This is a genomic window from Hymenobacter sp. ISL-91 (assembly GCF_018613725.1).
GTDB lineage: Bacteria > Bacteroidota > Bacteroidia > Cytophagales > Hymenobacteraceae > Hymenobacter.
In genome coordinates, this window is the sequence record NZ_JAGGPS010000006.1 from 18,442 (window position 1) to 33,594 (window position 15,153).

Here is a 15,153-nt window from a genome sequence, read left to right on the forward strand (position 1 = left end):
CTTCATTTCCGCACGGCTGTCCTAACGATTAATTTTTAATAGCTACTTCCTTCATGCATACCTCTTCGTTGCAACAAAACATCCTGGCCGAACTCGACCATGAACTGGCTACTACTCGCAAGCTGCTGGCGCTGGTGCCTTTTGAGCAGGCCGATTACCAGCCTCACCCCAAGAGTATGAAGCTGGGGCAGTTGGCTACGCACATTGTGAACCTGCTCGCCTTCAAGCAGCTGTTTGTGCAACATCCGAGCCGCGACTTCCTCGACCCCAACGGCCCCAAGCCCGGTCCTTCGCCCACCAACCACGAGGAGCTGATGGCCCGTTTCGAGGAATACAGCGCCAGCCTGCGGGCGGCTTTGCAGCAGGCTACCGACGAGGAGTTAACCCACAGCTTCCGCCTACACCGCGGCGAGCAGACGCTGCTGGAGTACCCCAAAGCCACGGCCATCCGCATCATGGGCCTCAACCACAGCATCCACCACCGGGGCCAGCTTAGTGTGTACCTGCGCCTGCTCGATGTTCCGATTCCCGCCATGTACGGTCCCTCAGCCGACGAACCTGGCTGGTAGAGTAAAGGCAGTAAAAAAGCCGCCCGTCATTCAGCGCAACATGTGCTGAATGACGGGCGGCTTTTTTACTGCCCTGCGTCTATTTCACTGAAAACACTTTCTCACCCGCAATCCAAGTTTGCTGCACTTTGGCGCCCCGCAGCTTCTCGTTGGGCGCTTTCAGCAGGTCGGTATCCAGCACCACGAAGTCGGCGGCCATACCGGGGCGGATGCTGCCCTTCTGCTTGTCCTCGAAGGCGGCGTGGGCGGCCCAGGTGGTCATACCGCGCAAAGCGTCGGGGCGCGAAAGCGCGTTTTCGGGCTGGAAACCACCGGCCGGGTAGTTCTTGGCATCCTGTCGGGCCACGGCCGAGTGGAAGCCGAACAGCGGGTTGATGTCCTCCACCGGGAAGTCGGAACCAATGGCCACCTGCCCGTACTGCTTGCGCAGCTGCTCGTAGGCGTAAGCCGTTTTCAGGCGCTCGGCTCCCAGCCGCTCGCCGGCCCAGTACATATCGGAGGCGGCGTGGGTGGGCTGCACCGAAGGCACTATGCCGAACTGCCCGAACTTGCCCATATCGGCCGGCGTTACCACCTGGGCATGCTCAATGCGCCAGCGCCGGTCCTTCTGGCCCTTCAGCACTTCACCGTAAATGTTGAGGATAAGCCGGTTGGCCGAGTCGCCGATGGCGTGGGTGTTCATCTGAAACTTGCTGGCCGCCAATAGCTTAGCCAGCTCCCGAAACTCCTTTTCGGTGGAAAGCAGGAAGCCCGTTTCCTTAGGTTTGTCGGCGTATGGGTCAACCAGGCACGCCCCGCGCGAGCCCAGCGCCCCGTCGGCGTACACCTTAAACGAGCTGACGGTAAGCCGGTCTTTGAGCACTGGCCCGTTTTTGAGGTAGAAATCCTTGTTCTCCTTGGTAGGAGCGAGCATGGCGTGCAGGCGTACTTTGAGCTTGCCAGCCTCCTGCAGCTGGTCGAGGCGGTCGACCTGGGCTTTTTCCAAACCGGCGTCGGCCATGCTGGTCAGGCCCACGGCCAGGCAGCGCTGCTGCGCGTCGAGCAGGGCCGCTTCGGCTTCGGCCGCGCCGGGCGCCGGTATCTTGGCCGATACCAGGTCCACGGCATTATCTACCAGCAAGCCCGTGAGCTTGCCCTGAGAATCCTTGGCAATGCTGCCCCCGCTGATGGGCGTGCGGGCCGTTATGCCGGCCAGGTCCAGCGCCTTTTGGTTGACAAGGGCCGCGTGCCCATCCACCCGGATGATGAATACCGGCGTGTTCGGAAACAGCGCGTCGAGCGTGTCTTTGGTTGGGAACTGCTTGTTGGGCCAGTCGTTCTGGTCCCAGCCGCGGCCCGTAAGCCAGGCCGCCTGCGGGTACTGCTGCCGCTGTTGGCTCAGCTTGGCCACCACGGCCGGCCACGACTCAGTTCCGCCCAAATCAGCATCGCGCAGGCCCAGTCCGTAGCGGTAAAAGTGACAGTGCGCGTCGTAGAAACCAGGGTAGATGAACTGCCCTTTCGCGTCCACTTCTTCTTTCGCTTCGAACTGCCCGCGTAGTTCCTCGGCCGTGCCCACGCCCACAAATTTGCCATCCTTCACGGCAAACGCCTGCGCCGAGCTGAACGCCGAATCGACGGTGTACGCCGTGGCATTGTACACGAGCAAATCGGCGGGTTGGCGGTTACCAGAACTGCCTGACTGGCACGCCGCTACGCCGAGCGGAAGAAGAGAAAGCAGCAAGCGGAAATGTGGGCGCATAGAGGCGGGAGTAGATTTGGAAACGGGGAAGTCGGGGAAAAGCCGCTGGGAAAGATAACAGCGAAAAAAAGAACGTGTCATCCTGAGCGGAGCGAAGGATCTTATCACGCTCGAACGACCGTAACAACGACTCGTTCAAGCGTGATAAGATCCTTTGCTCCGCTCAGGATGACACGTTCTTCTCGGCTTTTAAAAAGCCGTGTTTAGTCGAAGCGCATGTGCTTCACCGACTCGCCGGAGTTCTTCAATTCCAGCAACGACTCGATGCCGATTTTCAGGTGGTTCAGCACGTAGCCGGCAGTTACTTTCTTGTCGCTCTCCGACGTTTTCACGCCTTCGGGTGTCATCGGGTTGTCGCTCACCAGCAGCAGGGCGCCGTGCGGAATGCCATTCACGAAGCCCACGGTGAAGATGGTAGCCGTTTCCATGTCCACGGCCATGGCCCTCACCTGGCGCAGGTACTCCTTGAATGCCTCGTCGTGCTCCCAAACGCGGCGGTTGGTGGTGTACACCGTGCCGGTCCAGTAGTCCATCTCGTACTTCTTGATCATGCTGCTCACGGCGCGCTGCAGGCGGAAGGAGGGCAGGGCCGGAATTTCGGCCGGCAGGTAGTCGTCCGACGTACCCTCGCCCCGAATAGCGGCGATGGGCAGAATCATGTCGCCGAGCTTGGTGTTGGACTTCAGGCCGCCACACTTGCCCAAAAACAGGGCTGCCTTGGGCTCAATAGCCGAAAGCAAGTCCATGACGGTGGCCGCCATCGGGGAACCCATGCCGAAGTTGATGATGGTGATGCCGTTGGCCGTGGCCGTTTGCATAGGCTTATCGAGGCCGCGCACCTCGGTGCCGAACTGCTCGGCAAACATGGACACGTAGTTGGCAAAGTTGGTCAGCAGGATGTACTGGCCGAATTCCTCTAATTCGACTCCGGTATAGCGCGGGAGCCAGTTTTTAACAATGTCAGCTTTCGTCTTCATACGAAGGGGTTAGGGTTGCGAAAGATACGGTTACACCAAAACCGGCAGCAGCCTAAAGCCGCGGCCAGCGCAGTCGGCCGGAAAAGGGTAGGTACAAAAAAGCCGTCGGTGCCCGGAAGGGGGAATCGACGGCACGGAATGAAAAGCGGGAGAGATACCCCGGGGCCGTACCTTTGTAGGTGATGCAAGAGTTGAATCTGCCGCCTTTCGAAGCCAAAGTTACACAAAGCGGCGAAAAGTTGCTAATCTGGGACGTGCTCCGCCGCCGTCATGTGGTGCTCACGCCCGAGGAGTGGGTGCGCCAGCATTTGGTGCATTACCTCATCAACCACCGCGGCTACCCCAAGGGCCTGCTGAGCCTGGAGCGCGGCCACCAGTACAACCAGCGCCAGAAACGCACCGACCTGCTGGCCCTCGATGCCACCGGCCAGCCCCTGTTGCTGGTTGAGTGCAAGCGTCCCACCGTGCCCATTACGCCGGCCGTTGCCCACCAGATTGCCACCTACAACCTCACCGTTGGCGCGCCCCTGCTGCTACTCAGCAACGGCCTGGAGCACTACTGCTGGCGCGTAGATGCCGCAAACCGCACCAACGAACGACTGAGCGAGGTACCCGAGTATAGGAGTTATTGACTCGTAGCTAACCCAAGTTGTGGAGGGCGGCGTAGGGGCGGGGCTTGTCCCCGCCCGCCGTATGCAACATTGAACAGAATCGTAGCAGCGGCGCGCACGGCGGGCGGGGACAAGCCCCGCCCCTACGCCGCCCACCGCATTTAGTTTAGCTGACAGCCTCTGCCAACACTGCCGCCAACGCGTCAATTTCTGCTTCGGTGTTGAAGGAATGTACAATAAGCCGGAGCCGCTCGGTACCGGCGGGCACGGTGGGCGCCACAATGGCGCGCACATCGAAGCCGGCGGCCTGGGCGGCGGCAGCTACGGCACGCACAGCGGCGGGGCCGGGGTTTTGGGTGAAGAAAACCGGGTGAATAATGTGGCTGGTGGCCGGCACGTGCAGGCCCGGCACGGCGTTGAGCGTGGCTTTCAGATAATCGGAAAACCGGAAAAGCTGCTCGCGGGCCGGCTGCAGCTCCGGCAGCAGTTGGTAGGCTGCCGTGAGGCCCGCCACAGTGGCCGGGGGCAGGGCCGTGGTGTAGATGAAGGGCCGGCTGAAATTGAGCAGATAGTCGCGCAGCAAAGCCGAGCCGGCCACCGCCGCGCCCTGGCTGCCCAGCGCCTTGCCAAAGGTGAGGATGCGGGCAAATACGGCCTCCTGCAGCCCCAGCGCCGCTACCAGCCCTTCGCCCCGCGGGCCGTATAGGCCGTTGGTATGCGCTTCATCGACCACCAGATGCAAACCCAGGCGCTGGCAAACGGCCACCAGCTCGGCCAGCGGGGCTACGTCGCCATCCATGGAATACAGCGCCTCCACGGCCACGAACACCGCGCCGGTGGCCCGCGCCGCCTTGCGCTCCAGGTCGGCCAAGTCGTGGTGGCGGAAGCTCCAGGCGGTGGCCGGCGTGGCCCGGATGCCATCCTTGACCGAGGCGTGGCTGGCCTCATCGTAAAGGATGGTGTCGCCGCGCCGGGGTACGGCCCCAAAAAAGCCCAGGTTGGCCGCGTAGCCCGAATTGAAGAGTAGCGCCGCCTCGGCCCCGTGGAACTGCGCCAGGTGGGTTTCGAGGGCCTCGGCAGCTTGCGAGTTGCCGGTGAGAAGCCGCGAGCCAGTGCTGCCGGCCGGCAGCCGGGCCGCCTGCTGCATTGCAGCCAGCACCTGTGGGTGCCGGCTCAGCCCCAGGTAGTCGTTGGAGCTGAAATTGGTGAGGTTGGGCGCGGGCGGGGCGGGCAGGCGACGGCGGGTGCCGGCGGCCTCGCGCCGGGCCAGCTCGGCGGCCAGGCGCTGGTGCAGGGAAGTAGGCATAGGAGCGCGAAAAACTGTCTGTTATCCTTCGTCGCCGTTCAATTGGCGGAATGCTCAGGATGACACGAAAACCTCAGCCTGCAAACGGGCCTACCGAGAGCCACACACTGCCATCCTGCCCGAAAGTGCGGGCGCTGATAACCAACCATTCCGAATCCACTTCTACCCGGTCGCCGACGGCGGGCAGTACGCCGTGGCGCTGCATCACCAGCCCCAGGGCCGAGCCAACCTTGTCTTCCAGCTCCGAAATCAGGTCGTGGGCCTCGCGGGCCTCGTGCTGCTGCCGGATGCTTTCGGCGTAGGCATGGTCGAGGTTAAGGTCGAAGGGAATTTCCATAAACAGAGGGGTAGTGAGGGAGAGGCGTGGGGAAGAAAAAAAAGCGTCATGCTGAGCGAAGGCGGAGCCGTAGTCGAAGCATCTCTACCGCAATGCTAATCCTGATAATGGATTTACTTGTTGCAGTAGAGATGCTTCGACTACGGCTCCACCTTCGCTCAGCATGACACGGCTCTGGAGTGCTAAAGGCCCAGACTACGCCTCCACCGCTACCGGGGCCTTGCCGCGGCCCATCAGCACGGCGCCTTCGGGCACATCTTTAAACGATTTGCGGGGCTTGAGGCCGAGCAGGGCAAACATCTGCTGGTCGGCATCGAAGTCGGGGTTGGGGGTGGTCAGCAGCTTCTCGCCCGAGAAAATGGAGTTGGCACCGGCCAGAAAGCACAATGCCTGCTCGGTAACGGGCATTTCCTGGCGGCCAGCCGAGAGGCGCACCATCGTGTTGGGCATCAGAATGCGGGCCGTGGCAATCATGCGCAGCATTTCCCACACGCTCACGCGGGGCTGCTCGGCCAGGGGCGTGCCCTCCACGGGTACCAGGGCATTTACCGGTACGCTTTCGGGGTGAGCCTCCAGGGTAGCCAGCGTGTGCAGCATGGCTACGCGGTCCTCGTCGGTTTCGCCCAGGCCAATGATGCCGCCCGAGCACACCGAAATACCGGCCTTACGAACGTGCTCCAGCGTGTTCAGCCGGTCGTCGTAGGTGCGCGTAGTGATGATGTCGTCGTACTTCTCGCGGCTGGTATCGAGGTTGTGGTTGTAGGCGTAGAGGCCGGCTTCTTTCAGGCGCTCGGCCTGGTACTCGTTCAGCATGCCCAGCGTGCAGCACACCTCCAGCCCGAGGCCGTTTACCTGCTCTACCATGCCCAATACGCGGTCAAAGTCCTTGTTGTCGCGGATTTCGCGCCAGGCGGCGCCCATGCAGAAGCGGGTGGAGCCGGCGTCGCGGGCGCGCTGGGCCGAGGCCAGCACTTCGGCGTCGGGCAGCAGCTTATGGGCCTGCACGCCCGTGTGGTAGCGGGCGGCCTGGGGGCAGTAGGCGCAATCTTCGGGGCAGCCGCCGGTTTTCACGCTCAGCAGCGTGCACACCTGCACTTCGCCGGTGGCCTGGGTTACGGCATGGATGGCGGCCGCCTGCGAAACAAGTTCCAGCACGGGCTGGTGGTAAATGGCGGTTACTTCGGCAAGGGTCCAGTCGGTGCGGAGCATTGTTGGAGCTGTTAGCTGTTAGCTGATGGCTGTTAGCTTTTGTGGCAGTGCTGTCAGGCGGGAAGCCAACAGCCAATAGCCAACAGCTAACAGCTAAAATGTAGCCGCAAGATACTCAGCGGGGCCAGAGTATCCGCGCCTCCTCTCACCGGAGGGCTGCCTAATTTTCGGGGTACTGGTTTTGCGGCTTCGGCTCGGCAGGCTGCTCGGCGCGGGCGTCGCGGGTGTTTTTCTGCACGGCAATAGCCGCGAACAGGCTCAGCAGAAACGACATGGCATAGAAGCCTTTTTCGCTGAGCGTGAGTGTGGCGTTCCACAAGCCCACCGTGAGCAGGGCAATGGAAAGGATAGTGGAAAACCAGCTCAGGCCGTAGTAAATGCTGGTTACCGGAATACCGTCGAGCTGGTCGCGTACTGATTTTTGCAGCGAAATAGCCGAAAACAGCCCATACATCAGTACAGTGAAATAGTAGCCCTTCTCGTTAAGTAACATCTGCGCATTCCAGAGGCCAATAATGAAGGCGGCCATGCCGGCCAGCAGGGCAAACCAGGAGGCGGCAACAAAGGCATTGGAGGGCTTGGCGAGCGGAGCGTTCATGGCAATGAGGGTGAATTGGTGAAAAAAGCGCCGGCGGCAACGCGTCCGACATGTCAAACATACGCGCCCACTGCCGACCGGTAGCTCCAGAATTTCGCGCATTCAGACTTTAGCCAGCCACCCTTGCTCCGAGTGAAAACGCCTACTGCGCAGACATGAAAAGACTGCCTGAGAGCAAAAACGGCCATTTCAATGCTGCATCTACCCTGAATATACTGGCACAGCCGGCTCACTATCCGACTTCCTGACGGGCGTGTTTCAGCAGGAACAAACCCTGTTGCGGGTCGGAAACGAACGGAGAAGCTGCCGAAAAACAGCAGCCCCCGACCTGTAGAAAGATCGGGGGCTGCTGAAATTGCGTTCGGGTGGTACTACCGGCTGCGGCTGGAACCGCGGCTGCCGCGGCTGCTGCTTTGGCCTTTAGCCGGGCCGCCACTGCCTTTCGCCGGGCGTTTGCTGGCTCCTTTGGGGCCGCTTTTCGGGCCGCCAGCTTTGCCGGGGCGGGGGCCGGCTTTGTCGGTGGGGCGGCCCGAGCCGGCGGTGCGGCCGGCCGTTACCAGCCGCTTGGGCTTGGCTCCCGGGCGCACCGAGTCTTTGTCGAGCCAGGTGCCGGCCGGCAGGGCTTTGGCTTTGCGCGGGGCCTCGTCGCCCATCGAGGGGTCGGAAGGGAGGCGCACAATGTCGGGGCGGGTGGTGGCGCGGCGGGCGGTTTTGCGGCCCGGCTGGTCGCCCCACTGTTCGGCCGTCGATACCACTTTGCGGCGGCGTGGCGTGCGGCCGTCATCGGTGCCGCTCGAGTTTTCGATCATCTCAAACAGCACCTTCAGCTCCTTGTCGCGCAGCTCGCGCCACTCGCCGGGGCCCAGGCCCTTGATGCTGATGTTCATGATGCGGATGCGCTCCAGCTGCACCACTTCGTAGCCGAAATGCTCGCACATGCGCCGGATCTGGCGGTTCATGCCCTGCACCAGCGTCAGCCGGAAAATGTAGGGCGTTTCCTTCACCACCTTGCATTTCTGGGTCATCACGCCCAAAATGGGCACCCCGTTCTGCATGGCCTCGATGAAATCGTCCTTGATGGGCTTGTCCACCATCACGATGTACTCCTTCTCGTGCTGGTTGCCGGCGCGCAGGATTTTGTTCACGATGTCGCCGTTGCTCGTCATCAGCAGCAGGCCCTGCGACTCCTTGTCGAGCCGACCGATGGGGAAGATGCGCACTGTGTGCTTGATGGCGCGGATAACGTTGTCCTTTACGCCCAAGTCGGTGGTCGTGACGATGCCGGGAGGCTTGTTGTAGGCCAAATACACCGCCTCTTCCTCGGGCCGGGGTTCGATGTGGGCACCGTTCACCACCACCCGGTCGCGGCTGGTTACCTGGTCGCCAACGGCGGCGCGCTTGCCGTTCACCGTTACGTTGCCCTGCTCGATGTGGCGGTCGGCTTCGCGGCGCGAGCACACGCCACTTTCGCTGATGTATTTATTGAGTCGGGTTGCCATAAGAGGAGTAATGCTTAGTGCGGAGTGCCGGGTGCTTGGGCCACCAAAAAAGAAGCTGCCGGCCCGAGGTGGGTCGGCAGCCTGCAAAGGTACGCCGTATTCAGGACAGGGGTGGTATTCCGGCTGATAACCAGCGGGCAGGCTTGTACTCGAACAGAGCCTAAGCGAAAAACGCGAACAGCGCCGTTTCCAGCTCGGCGGGCAGCGTGGGCGGCGTGATGGTGCGCAAGTTCAACGCCTGGGTACCATCAGTAGGCGAAAAGATGCCCTCGGTAGCGTTGAAACGCAGCTGGCCCTGCGTGAACTCGCGCAGGTGCTCACCAGCTTCCGTGCGCATATCCACGAAATCGAGCTGGCTGAGTTGGCCGCTGGCCTTATCGAAGTGCAGCCAGAAGTACAGGTGACTGGGGTTCTTGCTCTGGATGTCGAGGCGCTTTATTTCGAAAACGGTGGCCATGTCGGCTTCAAACAGAAACAGGGAGCGGTAGGGGAAATGCATAGGAGCAGAGAAAAGAGGGCTTACAGCGCGTACACAAGCAGCCCAAGCAGGGGCGCAAAAATCAGCAGGCACAGCAGCAGCGGCCGCCAGATGCTGCGGGCCGGGTGGTCCTTTTTGTTCAGGATAAACGAATCGGCGTATGTATTGAGGCCATAGCCGCCGGCCAGCCCGATGCCCGCAATATAGGCCCCGTAGGCAGAGATATTAGGCAGAAAGGACACCAATACCCCCATCAGGACCATGTACACCACACTCGCCCAGATAACCTTGCGCGCTTGGTCGGGACGGCCTATTGTCCGCAAATTGCTGGCCGTAAGCGCGCTGCCCGCAATGGTGGTGAAGGCAAGCGAAAACAGTCGGATACTCCGCTGAGAATACAGAGAAACAGGAGGCGCGGGGTCGGAGGCAGAAGCAGGCATCAGGGGAAACGGGGCGTTGGCCGGAAAATAAGCGGCGTTCGGACTACAATTTTACCTCTTTTTCGCCCTTATCCACCCCTTTCAGCCACGTTATCAGGCCGCGCATATAGGTTTGCTGGTCGTCGTAGAAGCTCATGTGGGAGCCTTTGGGACAGATGAGGGCGGTGCCGTGCTGCACTTTTTGGGCCACCATGCGCATGTGCTCGGGGTCCATGGTGTCGTGTTTGCCACCGATGCTGAGCACGGGCATGGCCAGCTTGGGCAGGTCGGGCACACGGTTCCAGTTCAGCAGTTTGCCCGATACGCCGAACTCGCTCGGGCCCTGCATCGTCACGTACAGCGACTGGTTCATTTTGGCAAACGAGCGGTTCACCGGCTCGGGCCACTGCTCCAGGGGGCGGCGCAGAATGTGCTGAGTGTAGAAATTGGGCAGCAGCAGCTCCATGTAGCGCGGGTTTTGGAAGTCCTTGCGCGCCTCAATTTCCCGGATTTCCTTCAGCACTTCGGGCTTGAACTGGGGCGCCAGTACTTCTTCGGCGTACTTGCCGTAAGCCGGAATGCTCATCATCATGTTGCTGATGACGAGCCCTTTGAGGTGCTGCTGGTACTTGAGCGCGTACTCGGCGGCCAGAATGCCACCCCAGCTGTGGCCCAGCAAATAGAAGTTGCTGCTGTCGAGCTGGAGGGCCTGCCGCACCTGCTCCACTTCCTCCACGTAGCGCGGCAGGCTCCACATGCTGGTGTCCTGGGGGTTGTCGGAGTTGCCGCAGCCGAGTTGGTCGTAGTAGATGAACTCGATGCCCTCGCGGGGCAGGAAGCTTTCCATGCACTCAAAGTATTCGTGCGTGGCGCCCGGCCCGCCGTTTAGCAGCAGCAGCTTGATACGCGGGTTGCTCCCAAACCGCTTGGTCCAGACCTTAAACGTGCCCTTGGGCGTCGTAATAGGCACCATTTTCACGCCGCCATCGGCCAGCGCAGCCGTATCGGGAGCCGGGAAGTAGGCCGTGAGGGCCGGCGCGGCAGCAGCATCGGGCGCTTCGGTAGCGGAAGGGGAACAGGCGGCGGCCGTCAGGGCCAGCAGGGTAGGAGCGAGGAGGCGTTTCAGCATCCGGCAATATATTCAGTTGTCAGTTGTCAGTTGTCAGTTGTGAAGGGCGATGTAGGGGCGAAGCTAAGCCCCGCCCCTACATCGTTCCGTTTATTCCGCCAGCCATTGGCTGGCCCGGTACTCGCCGGGGCCGATGAACAGGCGCAGCAGCTCGTCGGTGAGAAGCAGGCCGTTGGCGCTGTTGGTGAAGAAGAGCAGGCTTTCGCGGCGGTTGGGTAGCACCATGAAGAAACCCTGAAAGTCGCCGTTGTCGCCCCAGTGCCAAAGGGTGGAACCGGCGCTGGTGCGGGCCACGCCCACGCCCACAGCCCAGGCCACGAATGGGTCGGTGGGGGCGGTGGGCCGGCCACAGCGGTTGGCTTCGTTGGCGGCCAGCCGCAGCAGCTGGGCCGTGGTGGGTTTCAGGCCGCGGCCGGTGCGCAGGGCCTGCAGGAAGCGGTTGTAGTCGGGGGCAGTGGCAAGTAGGGAGTAAGCAGCGTAGGGCTCCGCGAAACGGCGAACCTGGGTGGGCTGGCCGGCTTTGTCGTGGCCGGTGGCGGCATTGGCTGAAAACCGGGGCTGCCACCGAAAGCTGCTGCGGCGCATCTTCAGCGGCCCAAATACCTCCCGCTGGGCCAGGGTTTCCAGCGGCTCGCCAGTTAGCTGCTCCAGCGTGTGTTGTAGCCACACAAACCCTTCGCCCGAGTAATTCCAGCAGCTGTCGGGCGCAAACCGAAAGACCAGGGGCGAGGCGGCCCAGGTGGGCCCCAGCGGGTTATCGGCCCAGTTGGGCAGGCCGGTGGTATGAGTAAGCACCATGCGGGCCGTTACGCGGGCGGCCCGGGGCTGGCCCTGCACCCGCAGATACGGCGCGTAGCGCAGCAGCGGCTGGTCAAGGTCGAGCCGGCCCTGGTCGTGGAGCCGCAGGGTGAGGTAGGCCAGTACCACTTTGCCCAGCGAGGCCGCCTGAAACACGGTTTCGGCCGTTACGGCCGCGGCCGAATCCTGCCGCAGCCTTCCTGCGGTATAAGTCGTAGCCTTGCCTCGTTTAGTATGCACCAGTTGCAGCCCCGGCACGTTTTGCTGGCCCAGCAGGGCCGTTAGCTCGGCTTGCTGAGCGGGGGCAAGCAGGCTGAGCAATAGTATGGCCAGCAGCAGGAGCAGCAGTTTCATGGGACTCAGGAAGGCCGGACGCAGGGTTGCGGCTGGGGCGGATGCTGCGGTAGATGTGGGGGCTAAGGCCGGCAGTTGTCCCAACAAAAAGTAAAACGGGCCGCCCCAACTGGAGCAGCCCATCAAACCAGCAAAATCGGCTACGAAATCCGTGAAATCCGCTAAAATTCGTGCTAATCCGTGATCAGCCAAGCGTGTGGTACACGGCCTGTACGTCGTCGTCCTCTTCGAACTTCTCAATCAGGTTCATCACTTCTTCCAGCTCGTCGCCTTCGAGGTGTACGGTGGTGTTGGGCACGCGCTGCAGCTGGGCCGATACCACGTTGAGCTGCTTTTCCTCCAGCGCCTTCTGCATCTGGCCGAAGTCGGTGAAGGCGGTTTCCACCACGATAAAGTCGGTGGTCTGGCCCTGCTCGTCCTCTTCCTGGTCGGCGTACACGTCCTCGGCGCCGGCATCAATCAGCTCCAGCTCCAGTTCCTCCAACTCCAGGCCCTCGGCGGCCAGCTTGAACACGCCCTTGCGGGTGAAGGTGTAGTCGGAGGAACCGGCGGTGCCCAGCGCGCCGTTGCCCCGGTTGAAGTACATGCGCACGTTGGCCACGGTGCGGGTAGGGTTGTCGGTGGCAGTTTCAATCACTACGGCCACACCGTGGGGCGCATAGCCCTCATATACTACCTCTTGGTAGTCCTTTTCCTCGCGCGAGGAAGCCCGCTTGATGGCGGCTTCCACCCGGTCTTTGGGCATGTTCACACCCTTGCCGTTCTGGATGGCCGTGCGCAGGCGCGAGTTGGTATCGGGGTTGGGGCCGGCCTCCTTCACGGCCATCACAATTTCGCGGCCGATGCGGGTAAAGTCTTTCGACATCTGGTCCCAGCGCTTCATTTTGCGGCCTTTGCGGAATTCAAACGCGCGTCCCATCTATAGTGATTTGGTGAAATGGTAAGGAGTAAGTTGTCGTGCGGCCCCGAGGGGGCGGAACGGGCCGCAAGTTAGCAGAAAGCCGGCCGGGGCGCAACGGCTGGCTCCTCCGGTGCTGCGTGCCCATGCCGCCACCCGGCAACGGAGGTGCGGCCCCGCCCGCTGCTACTGCCGTTGCAGCGTGTAGGTGCTCTGGTTGCCTACCGGAAAGCCTGCCACTACAATAATGAGCTGGTCTTTTGCCAGCCGGAAAGTGCCTTCATCGGTGCGCGGGCGGCCGTTTTTGTCGGTGTGCGTGAAGCGGATGCGGCCGGACGTGAACGTGTAGCGGCCGTCTTGGTCGAAGCGCATGAGGCCGCCGTTGGCCGTCAGGGTCAGGCGTTTCTGGTAGGTGCCGTCGGGGCGCAGCGTAAGGGTGCCGCCCACGCCCTGCGCCGGCAGGGGCTCGGGGCTGCTTTCCCGGTCGAGGATGGTATAGGACAGGTAGGCGTAGGTGCCGAAAAATGGCGCAGGCGCAACCGGCCGGGGCAATGGCAGCGCGCGGGCAGGCTGTCGGGCCGCCAGTGGCAGCGCCGCCAGCAGCAGATAAAGCAGGGGCAACAAGGAGCGAAGCAGGTTCATGCCGAAAGTTAGGCGTCCTGAGGCAGATAGTTTTGGCGGCAGTACCCCGGTCAATGTTCAGGCCTCGATGCTTAACACCCAGGCCAGCGCGGCATCTGCCTCATCAAAATCGAAGGTTTTAATAGGCAGCTTCTGCGTAAGCGAAACAGTGCAGGCCACCGCTTCGCGGGAAGGCCAGTCCATGGCATTTATCCAGGCTACGGCCCGCACGCCACGGGCGGCCAGCGCGGGCGCCAGCACTTCTCCAATCCAGTTGCCGGCTTCCAGCCACTCGCCAAATACTTCACTGCTGTCATTCACCATGCGGTGCACGGGCTGCGTGGGGGGCAGGCTGGCAAGCATCAGCTGGCACTGCTGCTGAGCCAACTCCGCATCGAAGCGGCCTCGCCACTGCGCCTGTATCAACTTGTGCCGGCTGCTGTAGCTCACCAGCAGCGTGGGTGTGTCAAGCAGGATTTGGTCGAAGTAAACCATGCTTCTCAAGAGTAGGGGCGAGGGTGCAGAGGGCCGCCGCCGGTCGGCAGCCTGTAGGTACATACGGCGCCTGGCGCCTAAAAGTAAGGGCTGCCGGAATATTCATTCGGATAAGCTAGCGCAGAGCTAGATGTAATAAGCTCGACTGTTCGTTTGGCCGCCAATCTGTTACTTTGGGCTATGGCTGATTTTCTGCGTGAACTGATTCGCCCGGCCGCCGAGCTGCCCGTCGCCGACGTGTGTCTGGTGGGGCTGCCGCTCGACTTCGGAACGGTGCTGGAAGGCGGACGGGGTGGGGCTGCCCATGCCCCGAACGCCATCAGAAGCGAGTTGCGGCGCTACCACAAAACCTACAACCTCGAACACCACGCCACCCTGCGCCAGCTGCGCATAGCCGACGCCGGCAACCTGCCGCTGCGCGCCGCCCGCCACACCGACAACCACGAAACTATTGCCACCGAACTGGCCCGGCTGCTGGCGCAATACCCGCGCGTGGTGGTGCTGGGCGGCTCGCACGATGGCACCTACAGCACCGTGCGCGGCCTGCACGCCGCCACCGGCGGGCAGCCTCTGGGCGGCATCAACCTCGATGCCCACGCCGATGTAAAAGACCGTCCTGGCCTGCTTAGCAGCGGCACACCGTTCGGAAAGCTGCTGCGCGAAGGCTTGTTAGCCGGGGCGCGCTTCACGGAAATCGGGCTGCACTCCAACCTCAACATGCAGGCCGATATTGATTTTCTGCACCAACAGCAGGCTCATGTAGTGCCGCTGGCCCAGGTGCAGGCCAGAGGGATGCCTGAGGCTATGAGCCGGGCCCTGGCGCGGGCTACAGCGGCTGGCCCGGCCTTCGTGAGCTTCGATATTGACTGTTGCGCCCAAGCCCATGCCCCAGGGGTAAGCGCGCCCAGCGCCGATGGCCTGACGCCTCGCCAAGCCACGGAGGCCGCGTGGCTAGCGGGCTGCAGCGCCGGCGTACGCCTGTTTGAGGTAATGGAGCTTAACCCGCTCTTCGACCGCGACCAGCAGACGGCACGGCTGGCCGCTACCGTTGTGGCGGCGTATCTTACCGGAGTGGCCGCCGCGTCAGGCCATTAGTACTCACTGCCCCGGTTTC

General features: G+C 62.2%; 17 protein-coding genes. 3 read left to right on the forward strand and 14 right to left on the reverse strand.

What is annotated here, in order from left to right; all coding sequences use genetic code 11:
* Positions 1-53 precede the first annotated feature (53 nt).
* Entirely contained in the window at positions 54-569 is a 516-nt protein-coding gene (locus tag J7E24_RS02675) for a DinB family protein (protein WP_215134861.1), read from the forward strand.
* Positions 570-648: 79 nt separating this feature from the next.
* Here the strand turns inward: J7E24_RS02675 and J7E24_RS02680 are convergent, their stop codons facing one another.
* Complete coding sequence (locus J7E24_RS02680) at positions 649-2,310, reverse strand: amidohydrolase (RefSeq protein WP_215134863.1); 1,662 nt, start codon at positions 2,308-2,310, stop codon at positions 649-651.
* A gap of 203 nt (positions 2,311-2,513) precedes the next feature.
* Complete coding sequence (locus J7E24_RS02685; RefSeq protein WP_215134865.1) at positions 2,514-3,287, reverse strand: AMP nucleosidase; 774 nt, start codon at positions 3,285-3,287, stop codon at positions 2,514-2,516.
* A gap of 254 nt (positions 3,288-3,541) precedes the next feature.
* On the opposite strand from J7E24_RS02685, the gene J7E24_RS02690 reads away from it, so the two are divergent.
* Positions 3,542-3,919, forward strand: coding sequence for a type I restriction enzyme HsdR N-terminal domain-containing protein (locus tag J7E24_RS02690; protein WP_317195611.1), 378 nt, complete (start codon positions 3,542-3,544; stop codon positions 3,917-3,919).
* A 145-nt stretch (positions 3,920-4,064) separates the two neighbouring features.
* Here J7E24_RS02690 and J7E24_RS02695 read toward each other — a convergent pair whose 3' ends face one another.
* From J7E24_RS02695 to J7E24_RS02750, 12 genes are all read right to left on the reverse strand, one after another.
* Positions 4,065-5,204 (reverse strand): aminotransferase class I/II-fold pyridoxal phosphate-dependent enzyme, encoded by a 1,140-nt coding sequence (locus J7E24_RS02695; RefSeq protein WP_215134869.1) that lies wholly within the window; start codon positions 5,202-5,204, stop codon positions 4,065-4,067.
* A 73-nt stretch (positions 5,205-5,277) separates the two neighbouring features.
* Positions 5,278-5,541, reverse strand: coding sequence for a hypothetical protein (locus J7E24_RS02700; RefSeq protein WP_215134871.1), 264 nt, complete (start codon positions 5,539-5,541; stop codon positions 5,278-5,280).
* A gap of 195 nt (positions 5,542-5,736) precedes the next feature.
* Entirely contained in the window at positions 5,737-6,750 is a 1,014-nt protein-coding gene (gene bioB / locus J7E24_RS02705; RefSeq protein WP_215134873.1) for a biotin synthase BioB, read from the reverse strand.
* A gap of 160 nt (positions 6,751-6,910) precedes the next feature.
* Positions 6,911-7,348, reverse strand: coding sequence for an inner membrane protein YiaA (gene yiaA, locus J7E24_RS02710; protein ID WP_215134875.1), 438 nt, complete (start codon positions 7,346-7,348; stop codon positions 6,911-6,913).
* A gap of 371 nt (positions 7,349-7,719) precedes the next feature.
* A complete protein-coding gene (gene rluF, locus J7E24_RS02715; RefSeq protein WP_215134877.1) occupies positions 7,720-8,847 on the reverse strand; it encodes a 23S rRNA pseudouridine(2604) synthase RluF in 1,128 nt (375 codons plus the stop codon).
* A gap of 160 nt (positions 8,848-9,007) precedes the next feature.
* On the reverse strand, positions 9,008-9,346 hold the full coding sequence (locus J7E24_RS02720) for a hypothetical protein (RefSeq protein ID WP_215134879.1): 339 nt from the start codon (positions 9,344-9,346) through the stop codon (positions 9,008-9,010).
* Positions 9,347-9,366: 20 nt separating this feature from the next.
* The gene (locus J7E24_RS02725; protein ID WP_215134882.1) at positions 9,367-9,765 is read right to left on the reverse strand and encodes a hypothetical protein; all 399 of its coding nucleotides are present in this window, start codon (positions 9,763-9,765) and stop codon (positions 9,367-9,369) included.
* A 43-nt stretch (positions 9,766-9,808) separates the two neighbouring features.
* Entirely contained in the window at positions 9,809-10,873 is a 1,065-nt protein-coding gene (locus tag J7E24_RS02730) for a proline iminopeptidase-family hydrolase (protein WP_215134884.1), read from the reverse strand.
* Between the two features lie 90 nt (positions 10,874-10,963).
* Entirely contained in the window at positions 10,964-12,025 is a 1,062-nt protein-coding gene (locus tag J7E24_RS02735) for a serine hydrolase domain-containing protein (protein ID WP_215134886.1), read from the reverse strand.
* A gap of 184 nt (positions 12,026-12,209) precedes the next feature.
* Positions 12,210-12,944: a YebC/PmpR family DNA-binding transcriptional regulator gene (locus J7E24_RS02740; protein WP_215134888.1), complete on the reverse strand. Its 735-nt coding sequence runs from the start codon at positions 12,942-12,944 to the stop codon at positions 12,210-12,212.
* Positions 12,945-13,109: 165 nt separating this feature from the next.
* On the reverse strand, positions 13,110-13,565 hold the full coding sequence (locus J7E24_RS02745) for a hypothetical protein (protein WP_215134889.1): 456 nt from the start codon (positions 13,563-13,565) through the stop codon (positions 13,110-13,112).
* A gap of 57 nt (positions 13,566-13,622) precedes the next feature.
* On the reverse strand, positions 13,623-14,039 hold the full coding sequence (locus tag J7E24_RS02750; RefSeq protein WP_215134891.1) for an STAS/SEC14 domain-containing protein: 417 nt from the start codon (positions 14,037-14,039) through the stop codon (positions 13,623-13,625).
* 180 nt (positions 14,040-14,219) lie between these two features.
* Between J7E24_RS02750 and J7E24_RS02755 the strand changes: the two genes are divergently transcribed.
* Entirely contained in the window at positions 14,220-15,134 is a 915-nt protein-coding gene (locus J7E24_RS02755; RefSeq protein ID WP_215134893.1) for an arginase family protein, read from the forward strand.
* The last annotated feature ends 19 nt before the right edge of the window (positions 15,135-15,153 follow it).